Genomic DNA, 20,672 nt, shown 5'->3' on the forward strand with positions numbered 1-20,672 from the left:
CGGACCCGGCAGGGGGATGCACCCAGTGGGCGCATCCGATTCCGAAGGAACCGACCTTTCTTCGCCGTTGGGGTTTCCCTCAATACAACACTCGGCAACCTGACTGCCCGCTGGCTGCCCTCCCATGCGCTAAATTGCATGTCAGAACTGATATACTGACGCCCCCGCCCCGCAGCGCTGCGTTAGCCCGCTGCGCCGCCCGCTGAACACTCATCCGGAAAAGAATGATTGATATAATGGCAAGTGTAGCCGTGGCTACGGATGCACATCAGACAGAGCAAGAGCATCACGATTCCTTGCAGGCGCATTTCCAGCCCAATATTTCGGCCGATGAAATTGAGCAAGTTTTTCACTTGAAGCGGGCGCAGCCTTTGCTGCAAGTGTTTACGGCCCTGTTCCATGGCGGTTTTGATGGCGTGCTGGTGCGTCTGCTGGTGTTGCGCGAGCTGGCGTCCGATGCGGCCACGTCCGCCTATACGCGCGCCGATATCAACACCAAGCTGGCCTATTTATTGCCGGAAAGCCTGGAAACGGTCTTGCTGCGCCTGCGCTCGAACCAGTTGCTGGCCTGGGATGCGCAGCAGGGCGTGTACCGCGTGACGCCCATGGCGCGCAATGTGCTGTCCGCCATCGACAGCCTGCTGGGCCTGGGCCAGACGGAAGACGAAGCGGAAATGGGCTTTTTGCTGTCGCAGGTGGCCGGTGCGCAAGCCGTGGGCGGCGTGTCCGTTGAACAACTCCAACATTTGCTGGGCCGCCTGGTGGACTTGACGGAAGAATTTTCCGACGCGATAGCTTCCGGTTCCGAATTCCGGCTGCGCACGGCGCAGGCGAAGTGGAACATGGCGTGCGACTGGGTCGAGAAGGGTTCCGAGATTCTCGTGGCCATTACTTCCGATGAAAACGCGGACAGCGCCACGCACAAGGCGGCGCAGGCGATCGGCCGCGCGCAAAGTAAATTGTTGAACATGCAAGGCATGTTTTCGCGCGCGCTGAACCAGATCGAGCGCCAGCGGGTGCACCTGGGCCAGTCGGGCCTGTCGACCACGGACATCAAGCGCTGGCTCTTGCTGCATGAAGACCTGGCCAGCCTGGCCGAAGGCGCCATCGACCAGCCCGTCGTGCCCCTGTTCAGCACGCCGGCCGAGATGATCGACGTGGCCGAAACGGAACTGCTGTCCGAACGGGCGGCAGGTGTCATCAACACGGGCCTGCCCAGCGGAGAGGACGCGCCCACCACCATCAGCGACGGTCCCGCCATGCAGCTTGAACTCGATGACTTGCTCGAACGCCTGTCGAACTTTGCCAGCCTGGGCAATTTCCCCAGCATCGGCGAAGAAGGGCCGAAGTCCGTACCGGTGCAGGATTCGCTGCTGCCGGCCAGCTTTGCCGTGGCCTCGTACCGCGCCTCGATGCTGCCGCTGCTGGGCGACGTGTCCGAAGCGAGCTTGCAAGGCTCGACGGCCGAACTGGCCCGTTTGCCGATCACCTTTACACCGACCGACGAGATGGTCCAGCTGACCGACCCCCACGTGGCGGCCATGTCGATCGCCTCGCTTTCACTGAATGTTTCACTTGATTTAGATAGCGGCACTGCCGATGAATGACGATTCCCAAATCCTGATTGCGCGCCTGCTCACGCATCAAACCCTGCGCCGCGACGACAAGCTCGTCAAGCGCGTGCTGTCCGACGAGCTGTTCCGCGCCGAAATCGATGCGCGCCTGCTGGCCTGCGGCTTGAAGCTGCTCGACAACGTGTATGCCGACCACGTGACGTTGGCGCTGACGCGCACCATCGAACCGAAGATCTTCGGCGCGCGCGACGTCTGGCAAAACAATAATTTCGGTTTGGCGCGCGATGGCGTGGCCTTGCTGGTGGTGCTGTGGGCGCAGATCATCCTGCCCAAGCGCGAACGCCAGGAAACGCACCAGCACGCGGACGATGACCAGAACGATATGTTCGGCACGGAAAAACCGCTGCCGCGCGCGGAAGACGCGTCGATCGGTATTTCCTACAAGGCGCTGCTGTCGGACTTCGGCGACAAGCTGGGCAAGAAGACGCGCATGGACATGAATTTGGGCACCCTGGCCAAGCTGGGCTTCATCGAGCGGCGTGGCGATTTCATCCTGGAAGGCCCGCTGCTGGACCTGATGATGGATACCGACGTCTTGAAGGAGCGCATCATCAACGGCGCCCTGGCCGACGTGTTCAAGCGCGCGCCCGCGCGCCTGGTGGCTGTCGACCCCGATGCCGACCTGGCAGACGACCTGTCCGCCGAGATCGGCGACTTGCCCGACGCCGGCGATGCCGGTGATGCTGATTCGTCCGACCTCCCTCACTGAAAGCGCCCATGTTTCATATCAAATCACTTGAACTGGTGCACTGGGATTACTGGCAGCGCATCAAGAATATTCCGCTCGACGCGAAGATCATCACCATCGCGGGGCAGAACGGCTCGGGCAAGACCACCTTGCTGGACGCCTTGCGCACCCTGTTCGGCCTCGACTGCTCGATGGGCCGCACGTATAAACACTATGCGCGCCACTCGGGCCAGCAGACGGCCTGGCTGCGCGCCGTGGTCGACAACAAGAACGTGGGCAAGCAGCTGTCGAACCGCCCGTTCCGCAGTTCCGGCTTCTTCAGCGACGATGAAGTGACCCTGTTTTGCCAGATCCAGAAGAACGGCGGCGACTGGAAGCGCCAGTATCTGATGCGTCCGGGCAATGTGCAGATCGAGGACATCACGGATGCCAACGACTGGCTCGGCGTGGAAAACTACCGCAAGCGCCTGGCCAATGCGGGCCTGTCGCCCGCCATGTCGAAAGTGCTGGCGCTGGAGCAGGGTGAGACGGACAAATTGTGCGAATACGCGCCGCGCCAGTTGCTCGACCTGGTGTTTCAGGTGTTCGGCGACAAGGAAGTGTTGGACGCCTACGACGAAGCCAAGCGCCACCAGCGCGATACTGAAGTGGAACTGAAACGCTTCGAAACAGAGCTGGAAGCGTCGAAGACCAACCTGGAAGGCTTGCGCCTGCGCGTGGCCAATTACCACCAGTGGGAAGGGCTGCATAAAGAGCGCCGCAACCTGCTGGAAGAAGTGCTGCCCAGCTTGCAATACCACGAGGCGCGCGAAAAGGCGGCTCAGGCCAGCCGGCAATTGCGCGATGCGCGCAAACCGATGGCGCAGGCGGACCAGCAGCTGACCGATAAACGCAATGCGCTGGCGGCGCAGGCGAAGGCCCTGTCCGACGCGCAGATGAACGAAACCCTGCTGGAGCAGGAATCGATCGGCTTGCAGAGCCGCCTATCGCTGATCAATGCAAAACTGAAACCGCTGGACAGCCTGCTGGAGCAGAAAGACCGTTTGCACAAGCTGGCGGCGGACTCGGGCAGCGACATCGCCGAAGTGACGGCCCAGCTGGAGCAGAAGGAAGCGCAATTGCTGCAGCAGCGCCAGCAGCGCGACGCCCTGTCGGCGCGCATCGCGGGCGAGCAGGCGACGATTGCCGCGCTGCAAGGCAAGACGGCCATGCCGGAGCCGGACAATGTGCGCGGCATGCGCCGCGCGCTGCGCGAAGCGGGCATTTCCCACGCGATGCTGTCGGACATCGTCGAAGTGACGGACAGCCGCTGGCAGGGCGCCGTCGAAGGCGTGCTGGGTGGTTACGCCTCGGTCGTCCTGCTGGACAAGGCCAAGGATGCGGCCGCTGCGTATCGTCTGGCCGAGAAGGAGCGCTATCGCCACTTCATCGTGCCCGAGCTGGTCACGGCGCCTGTGGCGAAAGACGAGAGCTTGCTGGCGGTGGTGAAATTTTCCGCGCCCGTGCCCAGCTGGCTGATCGAGCAGCTGTCGCGCATCGCGCGCGTCGATTCCGTCGAAGCGGGTTTCAAATTGGGCAACCACGAAGAGTGGATCACGCCCGAGGCGTATCACCGCGAACGCCGGGGCGGCCGCTCGCTGTTCGTGGAAGCGTCGCGTTACCGCTTCGGCCAGGCCGGCCGCAGCGGCCGCCTGGAAGCGCTGCTGCGCTCGCTGCCGGGCCTGGAAAGCCAGGAAGACACGCTGACCCTGGCCATTTCCAAGCTGGCGGCCGAAGTGGGCGCCCTGAAAGCGCGCATCGCCGGCGTCGACGCGGCCAAGGAACTCAGTGCGCGCCAGGAAGAATTTGCCGAAGCGCTGCGCAACTCGAAGCCGCTCAAGGAAGAGCGCCTGGAAGTGGGCGGGCGTTTGGGCGAGCTGCAAAACCTGACGAAGAACGCCACCGTGGCGCGCACGCGCGCCGATACCGTGTGGCAAAACGCGCGCCTGGCGTTGTCCGAGGCGGAAGCGGGGGCGCGCCTCGGCTACAAGAAGCAGATTGAACAGCGCGCCGAGCATGCGCGCGCCTTGCTGGCCTTGCGCCATGCGTGGCGCCACTTGCCGAAAAGCTGGCGCCGCCCTGCGCGCCGCGCGGCCCTCGTCGCCGAGCACCAGAATGCGCACCAGGTGGACTTGCGCGTGGCCAGCCTGCAAAACAGCCTGGCGCGCGACGACTGGGAACTCGACGCCACCGTCATCGACCAGCACCACCGCCTGTCGGATCAATTGCATGGCCGCCAGTCGGAAACGGACGAGCGCCGCTACCAGAACAACCGCGCCATCGAAGCGACGGGCAATGCCCGCGGCGCCTACATGGAGCGCTTGCGCTACACCATCAAGACCTATAGCAAGAACATCAAGGAGCTGGGCGAGCTGGCCGGCATCGAAGTGCATGCCGACCCCGTGCGCCTGGAAAACGATGACGTGCAGCTGTCGCAGGCGGGCTTGCACGTGCGTTTCAAATTTGACGGCAAGGGCGTGATCGGCATGAACGATGGCGAAGCGTCGGGCGGCCAGCAGGTAATGAAGTCGCTGGTGCTGCTGATCGGCTTGCTGAAATCGGAAGACGGTTCCGGCGGCTTCGTCTTCATCGACGAACCGTTTGCCCACCTCGATATCCGCAACATTCAATTGGTCGGCGAATTCCTGAAAAATACGCAAGCGCAATACCTGATGACGACGCCGTTGACGCACAACACGGATGTCTACGATCCCTCGGAACTGACGTTGATCACGAGCAAAAAGAAAAAGGATAGCCAATGGGCACAACCGATTTTCGTGCTGCAGCGGCGCATCGATCCCGTGTCGGGCAAGGCCGCGTGATGGCCGTGCGCAAGCTGGTTCTGGCCGCGGCCCTGTCGCTGGCATTGGCCGGGACGGCCGTGGCTAACGACGGCATCGGTTCCGTCAGTGCGGGCGGCATCCTGTTCGGCAAGACGGACGCTGTTGCCATGAAAAAGGAAGTGCTCAGCGTGAGCACGGACTTGATCAAGGTCGAGTACGAATTCCTCAATGAATCGGCCAAGGATGTGGAAGAGACGATCTTCTTCCCCCTGCCAGAATACGCGGCCGGCTACCATGGCTCACCCACGTATTACGGCCAGCCGCAGCAGTTTACTGTCGACGTGGATGGCAAGCGCAAGGGCTATAAAACCACGTTTGTGGCCAAGCTCGACAGCAACGATGTGACGGCCCGCTTGCGCCAGTTGGGCTTGTCCGATGCGCAAATTGCCTATTTCCCTTCGCACACGCCGTTCGACAAAAAGGTGGCGCCGCTGACGGCCGCGCAAAGCAAGATCATGATCAAGGAGGGTCTGCTGGCCCAGCTGTACGACGAGGAGTGGGTGCCGGCATGGACCGTGAAAGTCCTCTATCTGTGGCAGCAGAAATTCCCCGCCGGTAAAGTCGTGCGCGTGCGCCATCAATATGCGCCGTTCGTCGCGGCCGGCCCCGGCGCCTCCTACCTGGGCGATGGCAATACATTTGAAAAGAAATACTGCGGCGACAAGGCCTTTTACAAGACGTGGAACCGTCTTGCGGCCCAGCAGGGCGAAAGCGGCTTCGTCAATGCCGTGTGGGTGTCATACATTTTGACGACGGGTAACACCTGGAAGAATGGCATCGAAGACTTTACCTTGAACCTGATCAAGGGCAAGCCTGACGAGCTGGTCAGCCTGTGCTTCCCCGGCACGTTCACCAAGATCAACCCCACCACCTTGCAAGTCAAGCTGCGCAACTTCCACCCGAAGCAGGATCTGGACGTGTACTTCGGCAATGTCGAGGGCACGGTCAGCCACGACGGCGTGGCGCCGCAGATCCGGCCATAGGAATGAGTACGCAGGAAGCGCTGGCCGCGCGCCTGCGCGCCATCGCCCGTGCCACGCCGTGGTGCATGCAAGCGCTGCACGCAGTGGCGCAGCTGGGCTTGCCCCACTGCTGCATCGGTGCCGGCGCCGTGCGCAACCTGGTGTGGGATGCCTTGCATGCTTACTCACAACCGTCCGCATTGAACGACGTCGACGTGGCGTATTTCGACGCGCACGATTTGCTTGCGGAAAGCGAGGTGCAGCTGCGCCAGCGCCTGGAAACGGTGCTGCCCAGCGTGCCGTGGGAGGTATGCAACCAGGCCCGGGTGCACCTGTGGTTCGAAGCTGAGTTTGGCTACGCCGTGCCGCCCTTGCTGTCGCTCGACGACGCCATCGCTTCCTGGCCCGAATTTGCCACCTCGGTTGGCATCTGGCTGCAGCCTGACGGCGAGATCGGCATCGTTGCGCCGCATGGCCTCGATGACCTGTTCAATATGGTGGTGCGGCGCAACCCGGTGCGTATCAGCGAAGGCGGCTATGCGCAGCGCCTGGCCAGCAAGGACTATGCGGCGCGCTGGCCGCGCGTCACCATCATCGCCCAGGTAAATGTGGCATAAAACACAATTAAATGCACTGTGGATACAAATTGGCTATAATTGCCAATTTTCCAATAGTGTTTTCCTGATCCCATGTCCTTCTTGATTTCCATGCCGCTGCGCCGCCTCGGCCGCCTGTTCTGCCTTTCCTCCGCCCTTGTGGCGCCCGCCGCCTGGGCCGACAGTTATACCGATTTCCAGCAAGCCAGCGCGCGCCTGGAAGCGCTGATGGCCAAGGCGACGCTGCAAAGCGGCTTGCCGCGCCTGGGCGACCCTGAAGTGGCAGCGTTGATTGCCCAGATTACCGATGCGCCGGGCCTGTTCCGGGCGCCCGTCGCGGCGTTGCAGGACATCAACCAGAGCGTGGCCCTGTGCGAGCGGGCAACCAACATCGGCAAGGCGTACTACACGTTTGGCCGCGAGCGGCCGCTGCCGCTGTCCGGAGCCGAATTGCAGCAGGCGCGCAATGACCAGGTAACGCAGAACCTGGCCAATTATGGCGATGAAATGAGTACCTTTTTTGCCTTTGGCATGCATTGCCATGGTCATTTGATAGCGCTGATGGAGCAGGAATTCAGTGCCCAGCCAGCGGATGCGGTGAGCGGAACCGAGCGCCTGCGCGCGCGTGCCTTCAGCAAGGGTTCGACCACCATGTATGTGGGCGTGGTGCAGTTCGTACAAGTGCCGTTCTGGAGCGTGGCGCAAAAGAAACGGATGCTGGAAGCGGCGGCGCAGCACGCCACGGCCAATGTGGCGTTGATGGCGCCGCCGTTGCGCGAGCGTTTGCTGGGCAGTCTTGCGCAGGCGGACCAGGATCTCGATCCCGCCCTGGCGCCGGCGCTGGCGACGATACGTCAGGCACTGGCGGTGACGACGTGTACCGGCCTGTGCCAGTACTACTGACCTGGCTTAGAGCCTATCCCAGTAGGGAGCGTCTTCTGCTGGCAGTTCATCAGGAGCGCGGACAAGGCGTGAGGAGGACGCGTGGCGAGCCACGCGACGACGATCAACGCCGTCCCCGCTTCTGAGGGGCGCCAGCAGGGGATGTATTCATCTACTGGGAGAGGCTCTTACTCGGCAGCTTCCAAGGGTTTGTTGCGCTGGCGCCAGCGCAGCAAGCCCCACGCATACATGGCGTAGTAGCCGATGACCAGGCCATAGGCGGCCATGGTCAGCGGGCTTTGGCCGAACGGCGGCGGCGGCACAGGCACGTCCTGGCGCGTGTTCAGGTAGATTTCCATGCCACGGTACAGCAATCGGGCGATGAACAGCATCGTGATGGTCAGGCCCAGGTAGCGGTGCTGGGTAAAAAAGAAATCTTTTCCTACTTGCTCGAAGCGCGTCAGCTTCAAGCCCAGTACGCCCAGCCAGCCACCGGCCAGCGCGGCCGCGCCCAGGCTGGACAGGGGCAGGACGTCGAATTTGGTCGTCGTCGCCAGGAACAGCAGCAGCGCGGGAAACGCGATCGCCACGCTCCAGTGGCGCCACAGCTGCGATTTCTGGCGCGCCACCAGTTTCTTCAGGCGCGAATAAATGCGCCAGACCAGCAGCGGGACCAGTAACAGCAGGGCGAGGGTGGTGGTTTCCATGTAGGCAATCGGGTGCGGGTAAAACAGCGATTGTAAGCGAGATGGGGACGGGCGACGATGCTTGTCAAACGGTAAAAGTTGCTGGTTGACATTTACATGGCATGAACGCACTATGCCTTGTCACAATGCGCCGCCATGAGCGGTGCGGTGCGCTTGCTTGTTGTCGCCACCTTCATACACTGGAGTTTCATGTCTACTCGTTTGCCTTTGCTGCCCATCACTGTCGGCCTGTTGGCCTCATCTTCCCTGGCCATGGCGCAAGATAGCGCTTATCAAGCCCCGCCAGCGCCCCTGCAAGCCATCGTCGATGCGCCGCGCGCGCCGACCCTGAGCCTGAGCCCGAAACGCAACCTGGCGGCCGTGCTGCCCACGCCATCCTTGCCCGGCATTAGCGAAGTGGCGCAGCCGGAACTGAAGCTGGCGGGTTTGCGCATCAATCCGCGCACCTATTCGGCCAGCCGCTTCAGCTTCTACACGGGACTGGGTTTACTCGACATCGATACGCAGAAGGAAATCAAGGTCAGCGGCTTGCCTGCCTCGCCCCGCATCGCCGACCTGGCCTGGTCGCCCGACCAGCGCTACCTGGCGTTTACGCATGTCGCCTATGCCGATCCCGCCAAGGGCGTGAAGGATGCGGGCGTGCAATTGTGGCTGCTCGACGTGCAGACGAAAGCGGCGCGCAAGCTGGCCAGCGCGCCCCTGTCGACCGTGTATGGCCGTGGCTTTTCCTGGATGCCGGACAGCAAGACCCTGCTGGTGCAGCTGAAGCCGGCCAAGCTGGGTGGGGCACCCGTGGCGAGCGGCATCCCGACGGGTCCGTCCATCCAGGATAGCGTGCCGGGCGGCGGCGTCAAGCAATTGCGCACCTATCCCGACCTGTTGAAGAACGAACAGGATGCGCAGCTGTTCGAACACTACATCACCGTCCAGCTGGCCTTGCTGGACGTGGCGGGCAAGCAGCGCCTGGTGGGCCCGCCGGGCCAGTTCTCGCGCGTGTCGGCCTCGCCCGATGGCAAGCACCTGTTGACGACCAGCATCGTGCGTCCGTATTCGTACATCGTCCCGGCGCATGACTTTGCCCACAAGATCGACGTACGCGACCTGAATGGCAAGGTGGAGCACGCGGTGGCGGCACTGCCGCTGGAGGAAGGGCTGCCGCCAGGCAATGACGCCGTGTCCGCCGGCGTACGCTCCGTCAGCTGGCGCGTCGATGCGCCCGCCACCCTGGTGTGGGCTGAAGCGCAGGACGGCGGCGATCCGGCCAAGACGGCGGAGATCCGCGACATCGTCTACACGCAGGCGGCGCCGTTCACTGCCAAGCCGGCCGTGCTGGCCAGGCTGGGCTCGCGCTACGCGGGCGTGGCCTGGGGCCGCGGCGACCTGGCCCTGCTCAGCGAAGCATGGTACAAGACGCGCGCCGTCAAGCAGTGGCGCATCCAGCCGGACCAGCCGTCCGCCGTGGCGGGCACGCCTGGCGACCTCGTGTACGCCGGCTCCTTCGAAGACCGCTACAACGATCCGGGCCAGCCCGTCATGCGCGCCGACGCGGCCGGCTTGCCGCGTTTGCTCATCGCCGCAGATGGTTCCATCCTGCTCGACGGCCAGGGCGCTTCGAAGGACGGCGACCGTCCCTTCATCGACCGTTTGAACCTGGCGACGAAACAGAAGGAGCGCCTGTTCCAGAGCGCCGCGCCGTACTATGAAAACGTGGTGGCCGTGCTGGACGAGGACGGCAGCCGGCTGCTGTCGACGCGCGAATCGCCCACCGAGCAGCCGAATTACTATGTACGCAACCTGAAACAGCAGGGTGCCGCGCAATTGACGGCCCTCACGCACTTCCCCCATCCGCTGCCGCAATTGAAGGACGTGCAGAAAGAGCTGATCCGCTACAAGCGCGCCGATGGCGTGGACTTGACGGCCACCCTGATGCTGCCGCCGAACTACGACGTCAAGCGCGACGGTCCGCTGCCGACCCTGATGTGGGCGTATCCGCAGGAATTCAAGACGGCCAGCGCCGCCAGCCAGACCAAGGGCTCGCCGTACAAATTCAATGCCGTCAGCTACTGGGGCCCGGCCGCCTTCCTGTCCATGGGCTACGCCGTGCTCGACAATCCTTCCTTCCCCATCGTCGGCAACGGCGAGCAGGAACCGAACGATACCTATCTGCCGCAGCTGGTGGCCGATGCCGAAGCGGCCGTCGAAGAAGTGGTGCGCCGTGGCGTGTCCGACCGCAACCGCATCGCCATCGGCGGCCACTCGTATGGCGCCTTCATGACGGGCAACTTGCTGGCGCACACGCGGCTGTTCCGCGCCGGCATCGCCCGCAGCGGCGCCTACAACCGCACCCTGACGCCGTTCGGCTTCCAGGCGGAAGAGCGCTCGTTCTGGCAGGCGCCCGCCGTCTACCAGGCCATGTCGCCGTTCAACTATGCGGACAAGATCAAGGATGCGTTGCTGATGATCCATGGCGAGCAGGACAACAACTCGGGCACTTTCCCCATTCAGAGCGAGCGCATGTTCCAGGCCGTCAAGGGACTGGGCGGCACGGCGCGCCTGGTGATGCTGCCGAACGAGAGCCATGGCTACCGCGCGCGCGAATCGATCATGCAGATGCTGTATGAAAGCAACAACTGGCTGGAGAAATATGTGAAGAACGCCGCGCCGCCGGCCGCCGACGTCAAGCCGGCAGCGAAATAAGGGGTGCGCAGGGCAGGTGGCGCATATCTCGTGGTATGGTCTTCTTTTGTCTGCAGGGAGGCCAGCCATGTCCGTCATCCACGCCCACCGCGCGCCCGACCCGGCGCCTGTCGATGAACCCATGCCGGCGCCGGAGCCGCAAGAAGCGCCCGGGCACCATCCGGGGCCCGTGCACCCGGTGCCGCAGGACGATCCCGTGCCGCACCCGCATCCTAATCTCGTCAAGAAAGGCTGTTTCAGATGGCAATTGTCAAGGAAGTCTACACACGCAAAGTCAGCGGAGAATCGTTTGACTATGAACTCGATTACACCCAGGGCGCGGACGTGGCCTGGATTGCGCGCGTGTACCACGATGGCGTGCTGAAAGGCTCGCCGCACGGCGCGCTGACGGCCAACGTGCTGTCCGGCCCCGCGCTGGAGCAATATCTGCGCGCCTACGTCGAAGGCATGATAGAGCGGGGGCTCGACGTGGCCGAGTAAGCCGTTTGCGGTAGAGCAAAGAAAAGGGCGCCGAGGCGCCCTTTGTTGTTTCTGTAGTGTCGGATTAGCGCGGCAACGCCACGCGTAATCCGACAACATTGTTGGCCGCCACTCTAATCAAACGCCCATGTGTACAACACGTCCAGCGCATTGTTGGTGCCGGTCTGGAATTGCAGGGTGATGCGGCGATTCAATTTGTAGCGCAGTTTCACCAGGCTTGTCGCCGTGCTGGTGCCTTGCTCGAACGTCAGGTAGGCGCGCGACGACAGGCGCTTGCCGACGGTGACGACCGTGCTTTCCAGCCCTTGCGCCTGCGACAGGCCCACTTCGTCGAGTCCCAGCGAACTGGCCAGCTTGCCCTGCAAGCCGCCGCCGGAGCCGCCGAAGAGGGCGCCTGCGGCCGTCGTCAGCAGGGCCATTTCATCGCCGGCCGCCGTTTCCGCGCCGTGGCCGAGGATCAGCCAGGCCAGCTTGTCGCTGTCTGACACGCTCGGCGTGGACACCAGCTTGGCCGTCGGCGCCTGCGCCGTGCCGCGCACTTCCACGCCCGCTTCCACATTCGTTTCCGACAAGGCTTCGCCCTCGGGACGCTTGCGCACTGCCAGGATGTTCAGCGACGGGTTGTCGTAGGCGCCCGTGAAGGCGATCAAGCCCCGTTCGATCGACAGCTTCTGCCCGTAGGCCGCGTATTGGCCGTTGGTGACTTTGATGCTGCCCGTCACGCGCGGTGCGGCGCGGTTGATGACTCTGGCGCGCACATTGCCGGCCAGGTCGGCGTCGAGTCCCATGCCGCGCAGGTGGAAGGCATTGCCCAGGTCAAATTCCAGGTCGATATTCAGGGGCAGCGAAGGCGCTTCCTTGCCGCCCTTGACTTCCTTGCCCAGCACCACCACGTCGCTGCTTTGCGTCGGGGTATCTTGCGGCGCCAGTTCGATCAACGCGCGGTTGGCCTTGAACTTGCCCTCGAAGCTGAAGCGCTTGTCGTTGCGTACCAGGGTGCTATTGCCCGACAGGATCAAGGTGCGGTCGGGGCGCGACAGCGCTTGCAGGCGGTCGGCCATCAGTTTCAGTTCCAGGCTCGCTTCGCCATTCGCAAAGCGTACCCAGCCATCTGCCTGCACCTTGCCGTCGCCGCCGTCAAAGCTCAGGCGCTGCAGTTGCAGCTGATCGCCGGCCAGCTTGGCTTGCAGCACGCCATTGCGCAATTTCAAGCCCTGGTCGGCCCAGTTCACCAGCAGCTTGCTGCCGTTGATGTCGCCATTCAATTGCGGCGCGCCGATGGTGCCGCTGCCGGACAGGGCCACTTTCAAGGCGCCACCCAGCTCCAGGCCTGGCTGGCCCGTCAGCGGCGCCAGCCAGGCCAGTGTATCGATGCTGGTGGTGCCCGTCAGCGAGAGGGCGCTGTCGTTGCCGATACGCCCGTTCAGCATTTGCACGGTGGCATTGATATCGCTCTGGCCCGCGCGCGCGCCATCGAGTTTCACGGCCAGGCGCAGCTGCTGGTTGGCGACATCCACGCGGGCATCGAAGGTGCGCAAGCCCAGCGCCAGCGGCTGTTCCACGCCCACCGTTACGTCGCCTTTTTCGCGGTAGATGTGGAGCATGCCGGCCAAAGACGGGTCTTTTTGCTTGGCAGTCGGCACTTGCATATCGAGCGACCATTGCGCGCCCAGGGTCAGGTCGCTGCGCGCATTCGCCTGCAGCGAGGGAATCACTTGCGCCAGATAGGTCAGCGCCACGCCGGCCGCCTGGCCGGAACTGCTCCAGCGGGGGCCGTTCTTGACCAGGCTTTGCATGGTGATACTGCCTGCCGGCAATTTGATGACGGTGTTGCCCACGCTGATCTGTTCGGGCTGGCCCAGGCCCGCCACGCCGCTGCCGGCGGGACCGGCCACTTTCACGGGCACGGGCGCTTGCAGCACCAGCGCATAGCGGCCCTTGTTTTGCAGGCTGTCGATCGTTCCCGTCCAGCCGGCACCGCTCTGGCTGCCACGGATTTGCACGCTGGCATCGAAATCGTCATTGCGCGCCGTCACACTGAGCGTATGGCTGCCGCGCGTGCCCGTCGTGCCCAGCTGGGCGCTGGCCAGCTTGAAGGTGGGCGTGCTGTAGCCCGTGATGTCCAGGCTGCTGATCATGGGGTCGAGCGCACCCTGGCCGGCGCCCACGCTGGCGCTGCCTTTGACGGCTTTCAATTGCTGGTCGCCAAAGAAGGTCAGATCCTTGCCATCGAGGCTCAGTTGCGCGGCCGGCGCGTCCATCTTGCCGCTGACGGAGCCGGAGGCATGCAGCACGCCGGCAAAGCGGGGACCGAGCGTCGACAGTTGCGGCGCATCGAGTTTCCACGTCAGCTTGTCGGTGGCGCCGCCCAGCGCGCCCTTGGCCAGCAGACTGTTCGGCCCCAGGCGCAATTCCGCATCCACGCTGTCGATGCGTTTTGCGTTGGCCGACAACTTGGCGTAACCGGCCAGCGGCGCGTTTTGCAGGGTCGATTCGCGCAAACCCAGGTTCAGGGCCACTTGCCAGTCGCTGGTCAGGCGGCCGCTGCCGTTAAAGTCCGCATTCACGCTGCCGTTGGGTAATGTCGCCCCAAAGGAGGCCGGGTTGATCTTTTGCAAGGAACCCGTCATTTTCAATTCCGCTTCCTTCTTCGGACCCGTCAAGCCCACTTCGCCGCTGGCGTGGATGGCGCTGTCCGGCGCGGGACGCTTGCCGCTGGTGAGGCCCAATCCCTTTGCATCGGCAACGAACGTCGTGCGTGGCTGCTGCAGCGTGCCTTGCACCACGCCGCTGGCTTGCACTGCGCCCAGCAAGTCGCTCTGCAGGGCGGAAAGCTGGCGCGCATCGACATTCCAGTTGAGTTTTTCGCCGGCGCCGCCAAAGTTGCCCTTGGCCGTGAGATTATTCTTGCCCAGCGCCAGTTGCACGTCGATGCCGCTGAAATGGGCCGCATCGGCCGTCAGCTTGCCCTTGCCGGACAAGGGCTGGTCGAGCAGCTTGCTGGGGCGCACGGTGAAGTCCGCATTTGCCAACCACTGGGGGGCCACGTGGCCATTGGCGCGCACGTCGAGGTTCAGGTCGGCCACGGGGAAGGCGCCGAAGTCGGCGGGATTGAGACGGCTGGCGTTGGCCACGGCCTTGAATGAGTGTTCATCCTTCAGGCTGATCTGGCCCGTCGCGTTGACGCTGCTTTTGCCCGCTTGCAAGGTGGCCTTGCGCAGTTGCACTAGGGAATCGGCGAGGGTGGCTTCCACGTCCAGGCGCAACTTGGCTTCACCGAGCTTGGCGCGCAGGGTCTGCGTCTTGCCATCGCTGTCGAGCACGATGTCGCCGACGATCTTGGTGCTGTTGATGCTGCTGTAAATATGCGGCAAGTCGATCTTGTCCGTATGCAAGGTCAGTTGCGCGTTGCCGATGGGGCCGTCGACGGCGTCGCGGTTGAGCTTGCCGCTACCCGTGAATTTGCCCGCGTTGCCGAAGTCGATGATGGCCGACTCTAAAGTCGTGGCCGTCAGGGTGCCGCCCAGGCGCGCTTCGAACTGGCGCAGCGGCAGCTTTTGCTGGTCGATGGGGCCAGGCGTGGCGTGGTTGAGGATGGCCAGCTTGCCCGACACGGTTTGCTTGGTCGGCCGGGTGTCGATGGCGGCATCGAGTTCCAGGCTCAGGTCCGCCTGCGGCAAGGTCGCGTCGAATTTGCCCGGATTGATGTTGCGGCCACGGATGCTGGCCGAGCGCAGGATGATGACGGGGTCGAACGGCGCCAGCGCCAGTTGGGCATCGGCCGTGGCCGCGCCCGCGCTGCCCTTGGCTGTCACGTTCAGCACATTCAGGTCGCCACCCAGTTGCAGATTCAAGGCGGCGGGTTTTTCACCGGCGGCGGCATTGAGCTGCGTCAAGCCCGCCTTGCCTGACAGTTTGAACGGCTGCGTGGCAGCAATCGTCGCGCTGGCCGTGGCCTGGCCGAACGGCGTCAGCGCCGAGGCGTCTTCCAGCTGCCATTGCGACTTGTCGCCCGACAAGGTGAAATGGATTTTTTCAAACACCGTGTTGCCGCCCGCGTTGATGAGGGTCACCTTGTCCAGGCGCGCGTCGCTGATGCCGATTTTAAAGGGCGAGGCCAGGCTGGCCGGCATGGTCGACGGCTCCTCGGACGGTGCCGTGCTTGCCACGGACAGGCTGGCCACGTGCAGTTCGCTGATGGCGATGCCTTCCGAAAAGAACTGGAACGGCGACCAGTTGATGTCGATGTTGTCGGCCGTGATGTGCTGCGTCTTGCTGCGGTAGCTGACGTGGCCCAGGTGCATGCGGTTGTACAGCGAGCCGGACACGCCCGACACTGTGATGTCGCCACCGCTGGCGCTGGCCACTTTTTGCACCAGCATCTGCAAGGTCGATTCGCGGCCCAGGAACCAGAAGGCGCCGCCCAGCAGTACGGCCAGGCTGGCGACGGCGATCAAGAGGTAACGCAACGCCCGGCGCGGTTTTTTTTGCGGAGGCTGGGGCGCCGCGTTTGGCGCCTCGGTAGTCAAATCGGACATCAGAAAGTGAATCCCAGAGAAAAGTGCAAACGGTAAGCTTGGACGGCGTGGCCATATGCGACGTCGACATTGATGGGGCCGACGGGGCTCTTGTAGCGCCCGCCCAGGCCGTAGCCCGATTTCGGCGTCATGGCCGCTTTGACGGTGTCGGCCGCGTTACCGGCGTCATAGAAGGCGGCAATCGCCCATTTCGGCTTGAACCAGTACTGGTACTCGGCGCTGCCGGTCAGCATGTAGCGCCCGCCGATGGTGGCGTCGCCTTCCTTCACGCCCAGTTCCTGGTAGGCATAGCCGCGCACTGACTGGTCGCCGCCCGCGCGGAACAGGTAGACGGCCGGCACGCCGCGTTTTTCTTTCGAGCCCAGCGCGCCCATTTCGCCGCGCACGATCAGCTCGCCCTTTTCACCCAGCGGACGGTAATACACGGCCTTGCCGGCCACGCGCACGAAGCGCTCGTCCGTCAGCACGGGCAGCAGGGCGCCGCCCACCTGGGCATTGATGACATAGCCCCTGGTGGGGAACAGCAGGCTGTCGAGGCTGCGCTTGGTGATGGCATAGGTCAGGGGCAAGCTCTTGCTGCGCGTCTGTTCCAGGCCCACGACGGTCTTGTCTTCGCTGAGGAACTCGAACGTCAGGCTGCGTTCGAGGTTGGTGCCGCCCCAGTTGCGCTTGGCAGAGATGGTCGTGACGGCCGTGATTTCATTGGAAATGTCGCTGCGCTCGAACGAAGCGCCCGCGCTATCGTTGTAGCCGCGCTCGGTGGTTGGAAAGTAAAAATTGGCGTGCGCCGCCTGTTTTTTCGTTTCCATGGTGAGGGCGCTCTTGAAGCGCGTGCCCCACACGTTCAGGTTGTCATAGTTGAGCTGGGCGCGATTGCCCGTATTCGTACTGAAACCGAGACCGGCGCTGACGTTTTGCTGCTTGTTTTCCGTCACGCGCACCACCAGCGGCAGCAGTGGCGCGGGGCCGCGGTTGGCAGGCTTGGTTTCGGCGGCGGCCCCGGCGCTGGCACCTGCGGCCTCGGCTTGCTGGCTTTCCTGGCCCGCCTCGATCTGCTCGCCCAGGATGCTGCTCATGTCGGCACTCACTTCCACGCTGGCAAAGTAGCCCGTATCCTGCAGGCGCGCCTGCAACGATTGCAGCGCCGATTCGCTGTAGTAGTCGCCCGGGCGTATCTTGTCGAGGTTGCGGATGATGCTGGCATCGTAGCGCTTCAAGCCTTCGATGCGCAGCTCGCCAAAGCGCAGCTCGGGGCCGCTGTCGAGCACCACCAGCAAGGATACCTTGTGCGTTTCCGGGTCGACCACGGCTTGCGTATCGACCAGCTGGGCGCGCGGGTAGCGCGTCTGCACCACTTCGCGCAGCAGCGCGCGCTTGGCCGATTCCCAGTCGGCCTGGCGGAACACGCTGCCCGATTTCAGCGACCAGCTGCGCTTCAGGCCTTCCGTATCGAAGGGTTCGGAAGCGGCCAGCGGCGGCGTGGGGTCGAAGCCGCGCAATTCCAGCTCGACTTTGTCGATGGTTACCGGTTCGCCCGGGTCGACGTCGACGATGACGACGGGTTTGGCGCCCGTGGTGTCGACGCGCACCGTGACGACGGGCGTGTAGTAGCCGGCCGTGGCGACGAGGTTCTTGGCTTGCTCAGGCGTATCACGCACGAGGCGCTGCAATTGTTCGCGGTCCATGCGCGGGTTGCCGCGGAAGCGTTCCAGGTCCAGGTTTTTTTCCAGCAACTCATCGAGGTCGCCGGGCGCGTTGACCTTGACCTCGTACTGCAGTGGCGCGGGTGCCGCTTCCGTGGCGCTGGCGCTCTCTGGAGCCGTATCTTGCGTCGCCTCCTGGGCGCCGGCATGGGCGATGGGAAACAGCAATATGGCACCGCCGGCGGCCGCCAGTGTCAGTTGCCCCATTACTTTTGTCACTACTTGTGCCAAAATTCGTGGTCGTATCGCCTTGCCGGCAGCCGTATGCCGTATGGGTCGTGCAGAAAACATGGTGCTCCAGATGAGTAAATGCTGACTGCATGTTACCGGAATAGGTAAACTGATGGCGGACGAATAAGTATTTTTTGCGCTGGGAATCACGTTTTCCCGCGCACTATTGGAACAGAATAAAACTGAAAAGAAAGAAATTATGCTAGCAACGGACTCCGCACTGGTGCTCTTTAGCGGTGGACAAGATTCCACCACCTGCCTGGCCTGGGCCTTGAAGCACTATAGCCGCGTGGAAACCATCGGCTTTGACTATGGACAGCGCCATGCGATCGAGCTGACCGTGCGTCCCGGCGTGCTCGAACAGATGCGCCAGCAATCGCCCGAGTGGGACAGCCGCCTGGGTCAGGATCACATGATCGACCTGTCCCTGATTGCCGCCATTTCCGATACGGCCATGACGCAGAACGTCGAGATCGTCATGCAGGAAAACGGCTTGCCGAACACCTTTGTTCCCGGACGCAATTTGCTGTTCATGACGGTGGCTGCCACCGTGGCCTACCGCCGCGGCTTGACGGTGCTCGTCGGCGGCATGTGCGAGACGGATTTTTCCGGCTACCCGGATTGCCGCGACGATACGATGAAGGCCCTGCAAGTGGCGCTGAACCTGGGCATGAATACGCGTTTGAAACTGGAAACGCCGCTGATGTGGCTGGACAAGGCGCAAAGCTGGGATCTGGCGGAAGACCTGGGCGGCCAGCCGCTGGTCGACCTGATCCGCAGCGGCACGCACACCTGCTACCTGGGCGAGCGGGGGCAATTGCACGATTGGGGATATGGCTGCGGCACCTGCCCCGCCTGCGCCCTGCGCGCCAACGGCTACCAGCAATACGCGGCGAGGAAGGCGGCGAAACAGGCCGTCAAATAAGCAGTTTGCGCCGTTTCTTCAAGCGGCGCGGCGGGGAGACCAGCCATGCTGTGGTTTTTGCCACAGGAGCGCCTTGCCATGAAATCCCTCTTTGCCGCGCTGTACGGCCCCGTCTTCTGGGCCGGCTTCATTGGCGCCGCCAGTTACCTGATGGCGGTGTGCCACTACTCTCTCTGGGTCTTGCCGCCTTTGCTGCTGCTGGCTCTGCTCACATCTTTTCTTGCCGAACGCTATCTGCCGTACGACGGCGCGTGGAACCATGCGCACGGCGATGGCTGGCGCGACGTACTGCACGCGCTCGTCAATGAAGCGCTGTACCTGCCGGGCCTGGCGGCTTTTCCCCTGCTGGCTGGCCATCTGGCGCTGGGGCCGTTCTGGCCAGTCCAGCTGCCGTTCTGGGGGCAATTGCTGCTGGCGATTGTCATCGCCGACTGCGGCATTACCCTGGTGCATTACCTGAGCCACCGCTATTATTTTCTGTGGAAGCTGCATGCCGTGCACCACAGCGTGCAGCGCCTGTACGGTTTGAATGGCTGGATGAAACATCCGCTGCATCTGCTGCTGGAAGCGGTGGGCGGCATGCTGCCCTTGTTGTTGCTGGGCATCCCGGAGCGTGTCATGGCCGTGCTGGCGTTTGCCGTGGCGATCCAGTTGTTGCTGCAGCATGCGAATGTCGACATGCGCATGGGGCCGCTGCGCCACGTGTTTGCCTGGGCGCCCCTGCACCGTTTCCACCACATGAAATACGGCACGGCCGGCGACGTGAATTTCGGCCTGTTTTTTACCTGCTGGGACCGCTTGCTGGGCACCTGCTTCGACGCACCGGACTATCGCATGCGGGGCGAGGATCTGGGCATCGGCAGCCGTCCCGATTATCCCGTGGCCTACCTGCCGCAATTGATCGAACCATTCCGCGCGGAAGAGGGCGTGCGCGCGCCCGAGCTGCCGGCTGGCTTGCGCCAGGGTCTCAGTCGAGAAGCGTGACCTGCAACTGGCGCAAGCTGCGGTCGGCGCGCACGCCGAACAGGCTGCGCATGGTGCGCGAAAAATGCGCGGCATCGGCAAAGCCGGCGCCGTGGGCCGCATCCGTCAGGGTGCTGCCGAGCAAGATGAAACGGATGGCCAAGCGCAAGCGGCGCCACAGCACCAGGCGCCGCACGGGCAGACCCAGCTGGGCGCTGAACAGCCGTTCCAGCTGGCTCAGCGACACATGCGCCGCTTCGGCCAGGGCGGCCGCGCTGACTTTGCCCGACAGCAGCGCGTCGACCTGGTCCAGCGCCCGCTGCACGCGCGCGTCGGCCGGCTGCTCGCGCGGCTGTGCCTGCAACGCGGCGGCCAGGCTGTCGAGGCTGGGCGCGCCTGCGCTGCTGGCGGCCGCCAGCAAGGCCGGTCCGCTCAGGCGCTGCGGTTCCGCATAGATGGTCAGCATGAAAGCCGGCGCGGCCACGATGGCGTGCGGGCGCAGGCTTTCGATCAGCAAGTGCCGCGCCGTGTGGACGATGCCGTCGAGCTCTGCCGTGAAGGGCGCACCCGTGCTCAGCATCAGCTGGTGCGCGTAATGGGCGTGGCTGTCCGTGGCGCCCGCTGCGCCATGCAAGATGGCAAAGTCCGGCGCCAGCCATAGTGTTCCCTGCCAGCTATCTTGCTGCAAACGCGACTCCTGCGTGATGGGTTGCGGGGCGTTCATGCCGGCGGACGGGGGATGGTTGTCATGGCATCGAATTTTCCCGAAGTACACATTATTGCA

Annotated in this window: 14 protein-coding genes; 10 read left to right on the forward strand and 4 right to left on the reverse strand. The window is 63.5% G+C overall.

Annotated elements, in window-relative coordinates; genetic code table 11:
- The first annotated feature begins 236 nt into the window (after positions 1-236).
- The 6 genes from O0882_RS21875 to O0882_RS21900 all read left to right on the forward strand — a co-directional run bounded on the left by O0882_RS21875 (position 237) and on the right by O0882_RS21900 (position 7,665).
- Positions 237-1,607 (forward strand): hypothetical protein, encoded by a 1,371-nt coding sequence (locus O0882_RS21875; RefSeq protein WP_289951432.1) that lies wholly within the window; start codon positions 237-239, stop codon positions 1,605-1,607.
- Entirely contained in the window at positions 1,600-2,343 is a 744-nt protein-coding gene (locus O0882_RS21880; RefSeq protein ID WP_289951434.1) for a hypothetical protein, read from the forward strand. The genes O0882_RS21875 and O0882_RS21880 overlap by 8 nt, the downstream gene beginning before the upstream one ends.
- An 8-nt stretch (positions 2,344-2,351) precedes the next feature.
- Positions 2,352-5,183, forward strand: coding sequence for an ATP-binding protein (locus tag O0882_RS21885; RefSeq protein WP_289951436.1), 2,832 nt, complete (start codon positions 2,352-2,354; stop codon positions 5,181-5,183).
- A 5-nt stretch (positions 5,184-5,188) separates the two neighbouring features.
- Positions 5,189-6,187 (forward strand): DUF4424 family protein, encoded by a 999-nt coding sequence (locus tag O0882_RS21890; protein WP_289951437.1) that lies wholly within the window; start codon positions 5,189-5,191, stop codon positions 6,185-6,187.
- A 2-nt stretch (positions 6,188-6,189) separates the two neighbouring features.
- Complete coding sequence (locus O0882_RS21895; RefSeq protein ID WP_289951438.1) at positions 6,190-6,783, forward strand: nucleotidyltransferase family protein; 594 nt, start codon at positions 6,190-6,192, stop codon at positions 6,781-6,783.
- A gap of 72 nt (positions 6,784-6,855) precedes the next feature.
- Positions 6,856-7,665: a hypothetical protein gene (locus O0882_RS21900; protein WP_289951440.1), complete on the forward strand. Its 810-nt coding sequence runs from the start codon at positions 6,856-6,858 to the stop codon at positions 7,663-7,665.
- 167 nt (positions 7,666-7,832) lie between these two features.
- Here the strand turns inward: O0882_RS21900 and O0882_RS21905 are convergent, their stop codons facing one another.
- Positions 7,833-8,351: a hypothetical protein gene (locus tag O0882_RS21905; protein WP_289951443.1), complete on the reverse strand. Its 519-nt coding sequence runs from the start codon at positions 8,349-8,351 to the stop codon at positions 7,833-7,835.
- A 189-nt stretch (positions 8,352-8,540) separates the two neighbouring features.
- On the opposite strand from O0882_RS21905, the gene O0882_RS21910 reads away from it, so the two are divergent.
- Together O0882_RS21910 and O0882_RS21915 are read left to right on the forward strand one after the other, a co-directional pair.
- On the forward strand, positions 8,541-11,048 hold the full coding sequence (locus O0882_RS21910; RefSeq protein ID WP_289951444.1) for a prolyl oligopeptidase family serine peptidase: 2,508 nt from the start codon (positions 8,541-8,543) through the stop codon (positions 11,046-11,048).
- Between the two features lie 240 nt (positions 11,049-11,288).
- Entirely contained in the window at positions 11,289-11,528 is a 240-nt protein-coding gene (locus O0882_RS21915; RefSeq protein ID WP_034753464.1) for a hypothetical protein, read from the forward strand.
- A 113-nt stretch (positions 11,529-11,641) separates the two neighbouring features.
- Here O0882_RS21915 and O0882_RS21920 read toward each other — a convergent pair whose 3' ends face one another.
- Both O0882_RS21920 and O0882_RS21925 read right to left on the reverse strand, forming a co-directional pair.
- Positions 11,642-16,066, reverse strand: a complete 4,425-nt coding sequence (locus O0882_RS21920; protein WP_289951446.1) for a translocation/assembly module TamB domain-containing protein — start codon at positions 16,064-16,066, stop codon at positions 11,642-11,644.
- On the reverse strand, positions 16,066-17,976 hold the full coding sequence (locus O0882_RS21925) for an autotransporter assembly complex family protein (protein ID WP_289951451.1): 1,911 nt from the start codon (positions 17,974-17,976) through the stop codon (positions 16,066-16,068). Before O0882_RS21925 ends, O0882_RS21920 begins: the two co-directional genes overlap by 1 nt.
- 223 nt (positions 17,977-18,199) lie before the next feature.
- On the opposite strand from O0882_RS21925, the gene queC reads away from it, so the two are divergent.
- Positions 18,200-18,925 carry a 7-cyano-7-deazaguanine synthase QueC gene (gene queC, locus O0882_RS21930; protein WP_289951452.1) on the forward strand — a complete coding sequence of 242 codons (726 nt, stop codon included), beginning with the start codon at positions 18,200-18,202 and terminating at the stop codon, positions 18,923-18,925.
- 78 nt (positions 18,926-19,003) lie between these two features.
- Positions 19,004-19,909, forward strand: a complete 906-nt coding sequence (locus tag O0882_RS21935; RefSeq protein WP_289951453.1) for a sterol desaturase family protein — start codon at positions 19,004-19,006, stop codon at positions 19,907-19,909.
- Here the strand turns inward: O0882_RS21935 and O0882_RS21940 are convergent.
- Entirely contained in the window at positions 19,893-20,612 is a 720-nt protein-coding gene (locus O0882_RS21940; RefSeq protein WP_289951455.1) for an AraC family transcriptional regulator, read from the reverse strand. The genes O0882_RS21935 and O0882_RS21940 overlap by 17 nt on opposite strands.
- Positions 20,613-20,672: the final 60 nt, after the last annotated feature.

Source organism: Janthinobacterium sp. SUN073 (genome assembly GCF_030397665.1).
Lineage (GTDB): Bacteria > Pseudomonadota > Gammaproteobacteria > Burkholderiales > Burkholderiaceae_D > Janthinobacterium.

Bases quoted from the DNA above. Each gene is read 5' to 3' on its own strand.
- O0882_RS21880 (WP_289951434.1), top strand. From the start codon at position 1,600: ATGAATGACGATTCCCAAATCCTGATTGCGCGCCTGCTCACGCATCAA.
- O0882_RS21895 (WP_289951438.1), top strand. From the start codon at position 6,190: ATGAGTACGCAGGAAGCGCTGGCCGCGCGCCTGCGCGCCATCGCCCGT.
- O0882_RS21915 (WP_034753464.1), top strand. From the start codon at position 11,289: ATGGCAATTGTCAAGGAAGTCTACACACGCAAAGTCAGCGGAGAATCG.
- O0882_RS21885 (WP_289951436.1), top strand. From the start codon at position 2,352: ATGTTTCATATCAAATCACTTGAACTGGTGCACTGGGATTACTGGCAG.
- O0882_RS21910 (WP_289951444.1), top strand. From the start codon at position 8,541: ATGTCTACTCGTTTGCCTTTGCTGCCCATCACTGTCGGCCTGTTGGCC.
- O0882_RS21875 (WP_289951432.1), top strand. From the start codon at position 237: ATGGCAAGTGTAGCCGTGGCTACGGATGCACATCAGACAGAGCAAGAG.
- O0882_RS21920 (WP_289951446.1), bottom strand. From the start codon at position 16,066: ATGTCCGATTTGACTACCGAGGCGCCAAACGCGGCGCCCCAGCCTCCG.
- O0882_RS21905 (WP_289951443.1), bottom strand. From the start codon at position 8,351: ATGGAAACCACCACCCTCGCCCTGCTGTTACTGGTCCCGCTGCTGGTC.
- O0882_RS21940 (WP_289951455.1), bottom strand. From the start codon at position 20,612: ATGAACGCCCCGCAACCCATCACGCAGGAGTCGCGTTTGCAGCAAGAT.
- queC (WP_289951452.1), top strand. From the start codon at position 18,200: ATGCTAGCAACGGACTCCGCACTGGTGCTCTTTAGCGGTGGACAAGAT.
- O0882_RS21925 (WP_289951451.1), bottom strand. From the start codon at position 17,976: ATGGGGCAACTGACACTGGCGGCCGCCGGCGGTGCCATATTGCTGTTT.
- O0882_RS21935 (WP_289951453.1), top strand. From the start codon at position 19,004: ATGAAATCCCTCTTTGCCGCGCTGTACGGCCCCGTCTTCTGGGCCGGC.
- O0882_RS21900 (WP_289951440.1), top strand. From the start codon at position 6,856: ATGTCCTTCTTGATTTCCATGCCGCTGCGCCGCCTCGGCCGCCTGTTC.